This is a genomic window from Mesorhizobium sp. M7A.F.Ca.US.014.04.1.1 (assembly GCF_003998745.1).
In the GTDB taxonomy this organism is placed as follows: Bacteria; Pseudomonadota; Alphaproteobacteria; order Rhizobiales; family Rhizobiaceae; genus Mesorhizobium; species Mesorhizobium ciceri.
Window position 1 is genome coordinate 1 of the sequence record NZ_RZRW01000349.1, and the last position, 6,189, is coordinate 6,189.

8 protein-coding genes are annotated in these 6,189 nt (G+C 64.6%); 6 read left to right on the top strand and 2 right to left on the bottom strand.

The features are described 5' to 3' along the window. Both EOA22_RS21535 and EOA22_RS21540 read left to right on the top strand, forming a co-directional pair. On the top strand, window positions 1-651 hold a 651-nt coding region (locus tag EOA22_RS21535), incomplete at its 5' end, for a tellurite resistance TerB family protein (protein ID WP_164755713.1). Window positions 652-908: 257 nt separating this feature from the next. Then, window positions 909-1,664: an SDR family oxidoreductase gene (locus EOA22_RS21540; RefSeq protein ID WP_063168939.1), complete on the top strand. Its 756-nt coding sequence runs from the start codon at window positions 909-911 to the stop codon at window positions 1,662-1,664. Between the two features lie 101 nt (window positions 1,665-1,765). Here the strand turns inward: EOA22_RS21540 and EOA22_RS21545 are convergent, their stop codons facing one another. Further along, the gene (locus tag EOA22_RS21545) at window positions 1,766-2,140 is read right to left on the bottom strand and encodes a YciI family protein (RefSeq protein ID WP_013529744.1); all 375 of its coding nucleotides are present in this window, start codon (window positions 2,138-2,140) and stop codon (window positions 1,766-1,768) included. 152 nt (window positions 2,141-2,292) lie between these two features. After that, window positions 2,293-3,477, bottom strand: coding sequence for a pyridoxal phosphate-dependent aminotransferase (locus EOA22_RS21550; RefSeq protein WP_024502719.1), 1,185 nt, complete (start codon window positions 3,475-3,477; stop codon window positions 2,293-2,295). Window positions 3,478-3,560: 83 nt separating this feature from the next. On the opposite strand from EOA22_RS21550, the gene EOA22_RS21555 reads away from it, so the two are divergent. The 4 genes from EOA22_RS21555 to EOA22_RS21570 form a co-directional block, all read left to right on the top strand. Further along, complete coding sequence (locus EOA22_RS21555; RefSeq protein ID WP_063170329.1) at window positions 3,561-4,247, top strand: GNAT family protein; 687 nt, start codon at window positions 3,561-3,563, stop codon at window positions 4,245-4,247. Between the two features lie 10 nt (window positions 4,248-4,257). After that, complete coding sequence (locus EOA22_RS21560; RefSeq protein ID WP_063168938.1) at window positions 4,258-5,226, top strand: cation diffusion facilitator family transporter; 969 nt, start codon at window positions 4,258-4,260, stop codon at window positions 5,224-5,226. Between the two features lie 89 nt (window positions 5,227-5,315). Continuing rightward, on the top strand, window positions 5,316-5,528 hold the full coding sequence (locus tag EOA22_RS21565; protein WP_013529748.1) for a hypothetical protein: 213 nt from the start codon (window positions 5,316-5,318) through the stop codon (window positions 5,526-5,528). A 16-nt stretch (window positions 5,529-5,544) separates the two neighbouring features. Beyond that, window positions 5,545-6,189: SDR family oxidoreductase (locus tag EOA22_RS21570; protein WP_164755715.1), on the top strand; the 645-nt coding region annotated here is incomplete at its 3' end.

Genomic DNA, 6,189 nt, shown 5'->3' on the forward strand with positions numbered 1-6,189 from the left:
GCCGTGCAGATGGCCAAGGACAATCCGCTGGCCGCCGGTGCGCTGGCCGCGGTGCTGCTCGGAACCGGTACTGGCCGCAACGTGACGGGCGCCGCGGTGAAGCTTGGCGGACTGGCCGCGATCGGCGGCCTCGCCTACAAGGCCTACCAGAATTACAAGGCCGGCAACGCGCCCGCGGAAGCACCGGCGGCCGGTGAACCGGAATTGCTGCCGCCGCCCAAGGATACCCCCTTCCACCCGTCGCAGGCGCCGCAAGGCGAGGACGAATTCACGCTGACCCTGGTGCGGGCGATGATTTCGGCGGCGAAGGCCGATGGCCATATCGACGATGAAGAGCGCCAGAAGATCGCCGGCAAGCTCAGCCTGGCCGGCATAGGCTCCGACGCCGAAAAGTTCCTGATGGCGGAGCTGGCAAGCCCGCTCGACCTCGACACGCTGGTGGCCGGCGCCAAGACCGATGCGCAGAAGCTCGAACTCTACACGGCGTCGCGCCTGACCATCGATCCCGACACACGCGCCGAGCGCGGTTATCTCGACCTGCTTGCCGGCCGGCTCGGCCTGCCGGACGCGCTGGTCGACCATGTCGAGGCGACGGTTTCGGCGGCCAAGGTGCCGGCCAAGGCCGGGACGTCACCCAATCCGCGCTGGTAGGCCAAAACGGCACAGGGGGCACTTTCCGGGTTAACCGCTCATTAACCCAGCAAGCGCATCATTCAACACAGTCGGATCGGCTTTTCCTCCTCCCAAGCCCGGTTCAGATCAGGGGCGGTCGCCAATGGCCGCCCTTTTTGTCGGTCCGGCCGGATGGACACGCTTGCCATCGCCGCCGTCATTTGCGATGCCTTCCTTTTCGAGCCAACCCCCCAAAATCAGTCGAGCAAGCGCAGCGCTGCCGGAGGACAATAGCCATGACCGAGCAAAGAACCGCCATCGTCACCGGGGCCGGCACGGGCATCGGCAAGAGCGTCGCCACGGCGCTGCTCAGGGCCGGCTGGAACACGGTATTCTGCGGACGCCGCAAATCCGTGCTGGATGCAGCCGTGGCTGAGGCCGGGTCCACCGACGCCAAGGCCCTGGCGGTTGCCTGCGATATCAGCAAGGCAGGCGAGGTCGACGATCTGTTCGAGACCGTGGCGGCGGCCTTCGGCCGTGTCGACCTGCTCTTCAACAATGCCGGCATGGGCTACAAATCGACGCCGATCGACGAGATACCGGTCGAAGTGTGGAACGATATCGTCGGCGTCAACCTCACCGGTTCGTTCCTGTGCGCCCGTGCCGCCTTTGGCGCCATGCGCAAGCAGAAGCCGATGGGTGGCCGCATCATCAACAACGGTTCGGTGTCGGCCTATGCGCCGCGCCCGGGCTCGGTGCCCTACACGGCGACCAAGCATGCCATCACCGGACTGACCAAGACGCTGGCGCTCGACGGTCGGCCCTATGACATCGCCTGCGGCCAGATCGACATCGGCAATGCGCTGACCGACATGGCGCAGCCGATGACGGTCGGTGTGCCGCAGGCCAATGGCTCGATCGCAGCCGAAGCGGTGATGGATGTTCAGCGCGTCGCCGACGCCGTCGTCCACATGGCCAGCCTGCCGCTCGACGCCAACGTGCTGTTCATGACCGTGATGGCGACCAAGATGCCGTTTGTCGGGCGTGGGTGAGCAGCCCGGTTCGCGTAAGCGAATTCATCGTGCCAGTGGCACGATGAAAGGCCGGCGAACGCTGGGACGCTGCGAAGCAGCGGGGACCCAGCCGGATGGTTTTATTTCCCGGCCAGCGGCACGCCGGGCTTGAACAGCAGAATGGGCCTGATCTCGTAAACGGCGGTGGGATTGACGCGGCGAAGGTCGCGGGCGATCGCGATGGCCTCGTCTCGCGTGGCGCAGTCGACGACATAGAGCCCGAGCAACTGTTCCTTGGTTTCGGCGAAAGGACCGTCGATGATCACACCGTCGCCCGGGCCGCGCAGGGTGATGGCATCCTGTGTTGCGCCCAGACGCGCGGACGGCCCCAGCGTGCCTTCCTCATGAAGCCGGGTGTTGATCTTCAGCAGGTCGGCCATAAGTGCTGCATCTTCCTGCGGCGTCAGCGCCTTGATCGCATCTTCCACGTGATAGGCAAGGATTGCGTAGAACATTTTATGTCACCTGCTTCGATCCTGATCCAGGGAGCGTAGCGGTTCCCGACACGCCCGCCCAGCCTTGGCCGTGCGTGTCCGGACAGATCATGACACCATCATTGTCGCCAGCCGCAACCACCCGGAAAGAGGCCACCGGCCTGCTTTGAAGCCTACTTCGCCAGGAACGCTCCGATCCGCTCCAGCGCGCGCAAGATGTTCTCCTCGGAATTGGCGTAGGAGAGCCTGATATAGCCTTCGCCGAGAATGCCGAAATCGGGACCGCCGATCAGCGCCACGCCGGCCTCGTCGAGCAGTGCCGAGGCGAGCTTCTTGGCCTTCCAGCCGGTCTTCGAGACGTTGGGGAAGGCGTAGAACGCGCCCTTGGGCGTGATGCAGGATATGTTGGGCAGGGCGTTCAGTCCCTCGACGACGATCTTCCGGCGGCGGTCGAAGGCGCGCATCATCTCGTCGACGTCGTCCTGCGGGCCGTCGATGGCGGCGATGCCGGCAAACTGGCTCGGCGCGTTGACGCAGGACCAGCAATTGACCGCCAGCTTGCGCACCTTGTCGTAGAGATGGGCGCCCTTGTCGCCATTCGGCCAGATCGACCAGCCCATGCGCCAGCCGGTCATCGCCCAGGTCTTCGACCAGCCGTTGAGCACGATCAGCCGGTCGCGGATTTCGGGAAAGCCGAGCAGCGAGCAATGCGTCTCGCCATCATAGGTCATGACGTCGTAGATTTCGTCGGAGAGGATGGCGACCTGCGGATGCGCCTCCAGCCCCTTGACCAGTTTCTCGATCTCGGCGCGAGGCGTGACGCCGCCGGTCGGATTGGCGGGCGAGTTGAGGATCAGCAGCCTGGTCTTCGAGGTGATCAGCGCCAGCGTCTCCTCGGCCGAGAAGGCAAAGCCGTTTTCTTCGCGCATCGGCACGGGAATGGGTGCCGCACCCGTGAACTCGATCATCGAGCGGTAGATGGGAAAGCCGGGGTCCGGGTAGAGGATCTCGGCGCCGGGCTCGCCGAACATCAGGATCGCGGCGAACATGGTCGGCTTGCCGCCGGGCAGGATCATCACCGTTTCGGGCGATATCTCGACACCGGTGGTGGTCAGCGTGCGGCGCACCACCGCCTCGCGCGTCGCCAGCAGGCCATTGGCCGGCGTGTAGCCGTGATGGCCGTCGCGCAGCGCCTTGATCGCCGCCTCGACGATGTGCTGCGGCGTCTTGAAGTCGGGCTGGCCGATGCCGAGATTGACGATGTCGCGGCCTTGTTGGGCAAGTGCTGTGGCCCTCGCAAGCACGGCGAAGGCGTTTTCCTCGCCAAGGCGGTCGAAGGCCGAAATCGTGTGGAGCATTTTTCCCGTCCGTGTGGTTCTTGCTGTTGGGTCGCGTTTTTGTGAGCCTCAGCCCGCAAAAGTCAAACGGATTGGAGCATTCGGTGTCGGAAAATCTCAGGGATTGGCAACCGCGTCCGCGGCCTGAACGCAAGACCATCGACGGTCGATACGTCCGGCTTGAACCGCTGAGCGCTGCAAAACACGGCGACGGCCTCTATGAAGCGTCCTCCGTGTCCGATATCGACGACCGCTTCGCCTGGTTGCCCGATTATCCGCCGGAGACCCGCGCCGCCTTCCAGCCATGGCTGGACAAAGTCGAGGCCAGCGAGGATCCGCTGTTCTTCACCGTCATCGACAAGGCCAGCGGCAAGGTCGCCGGACGCCAGACGCTGATGCGCATCGATCCGGCCTACGGCGTCATCGAGATCGGCAACATCTATTGGGGACCGCTCATCTCGCGCAAGCCGGGAGCAACCGAAGCGCAGTTCCTGTTCATGAAATACATCTTCGACGGGCTCGGCTATCGCCGCTACGAATGGAAGTGCAACAACCGCAACGAGCCATCGAAGCGGGCGGCCGAGCGGTTCGGCTTCAAGTTCGAAGGCATTTTCCGCCAGCATCTCATCGTCAAGGGTGAAAACCGCGACACTGCGTGGTATTCGATCATCGACAAGGAATGGCCGGCGCTGCGCAGTGCCTATGAGGCGTGGCTCGATCCGGCCAATTTCGATGGCGACGGCCGGCAGAAGCGACGGCTCGAGGATTTTCGCGCGGAATTCGGCGCTTAGGAGTTCACTATTGGCACATACCCACGATCACACCGGGCACGGTCACGGCCCTGGTCATGTGCATGGCTCGACCGACAAGAAACGCGTTCTGATCGCAGCCTGCCTGACCGGCGGCTTCATGGTCGCCGAGGCGCTTGGCGGCATCCTCACGGGCTCGCTGGCGCTGCTGGCCGATGCCGGCCACATGCTCGCCGATTCGATCGCGCTCGGCCTTGCCTGGTATGCGTTTCATCTTGGCGGCCGGCCGGCGACCGTTCGCCTCACCTATGGCTTCGGCCGGGTCAAGACGCTGGTGGCCTATACCAACGGCATCGCCATCTTCGTCATCGCGCTGTGGATCGTCTATGAAGCCTGGGGACGCCTGCAGGCGCCGGCGCCGGTGCTTGGCGGGCCGATGCTGGTGGTGGCGATCCTCGGCCTGCTGGTGAACCTCGGCTCGTTCTTCGTGCTGCATGGCGGCGACCGCGAGAGCCTGAACATGCGCGGCGCCATCCTGCATGTGCTTGGCGACCTGCTCGGCTCGGCGGCGGCCATCGCGGCGGCGCTGGTCATCCTGGCGACCGGCTGGACGCCGATCGACCCGATCCTGTCGGTCCTGGTTTCACTGCTGATCCTCTACACGGCGTGGTCGCTGATGCGGGAGGCCGCCCATGTCCTGCTCGAGGGCGTGCCGCCAAGCCTCGACCGAGATCTGATCGCCAGGGATATCCAGACGACGATCCACGGTGTACGCGAAGTGCACCACATGCATGTCTGGTCGCTCGACGGGACCAGCAATATGGCGACGCTGCATGCCTGTCTAGACGAGGGCGTCGATGCGCATCAGGCGGTGAGTGCCGTCAAGAAGCGGCTTGCCAGCGAGCACGGCATCAGCCATGCCACCGTGGAACCGGAATTCGGGCAATGCGCCGACGATGGCGACGAGCACGACCACGGGCACGAGCATGAAGCGGCTGCATATCACGACCACCATCACTAGGACCGGATCGATCGATGTCGATCGTCCTGCCTCAGGAGTTGCAAAACCTTGAAAACCAGCTTGACGAACGCCCATCCTCCGGACGCGGCATGATGGACCGCGACACCAGGAACGCGGTCATCGCTGCCGCGTGGATCATGCTGCTGTTCGGTATAGGCGCCTACTATCTGCCGACCGTGATGCTGGCACTCGGCAGCCTTTCCACTGTGCTGGCCGGCGCCTTTGGCATCGTCTTCGTGCTGGCGTTCTTCTCGGTGTTCTGGCTGCGCGCCCGCAACCAGCGCAAAAACCAGGGTAAATAGGCAAGGGATCTTCGACATGCGCATTCTGATCACTGGCGCCGCGGGTATGGTCGGCCGCAAGCTCATCGCCCGGCTGGCCAAGGACGGGACGCTGCGCGGGGGCAAGATCACCGCGCTCGATCTCCACGATATCGTGCCGCCACAGGCGCCGAGCCTGGATGGCGTCAGCGTCACGCTGCACACCGGCGATCTCGCCGAAGCGGGTGCCACCGAGCGCCTGGTCGCATCGCGCCCCGACGTCGTCTTTCATCTCGCCGGCATCGTATCCGGCGAGGCGGAGGCGAATTTCGAACTCGGCTACCGCGTCAATCTCGATGGCACGCGCGCCCTGTTCGATGCCATCCGGGTGGCGGGCTTTGCGCCGCGCGTCGTCTTCACCTCGTCGATCGCGGTGTTCGGCGCGCCGTTCCCGGACGTCATTCCCGATGACTTCCATCCGACGCCGCTGACCTCTTATGGTACCCAGAAGCAGATGAGCGAAGCGCTGCTGGCCGACTATTCCAGGCGCGGGTTCTTCGACGGTATCGGCATCCGGCTGCCGACCATCTGCGTGCGGCCGGGCAAGCCGAACAAGGCGGCGTCGGGCTTCTTCTCGGGCATCATCCGCGAGCCGTTGAGCGGCCATGAGGCGATCCTGCCGGTGCCGCGCTCGGTCGTGCAC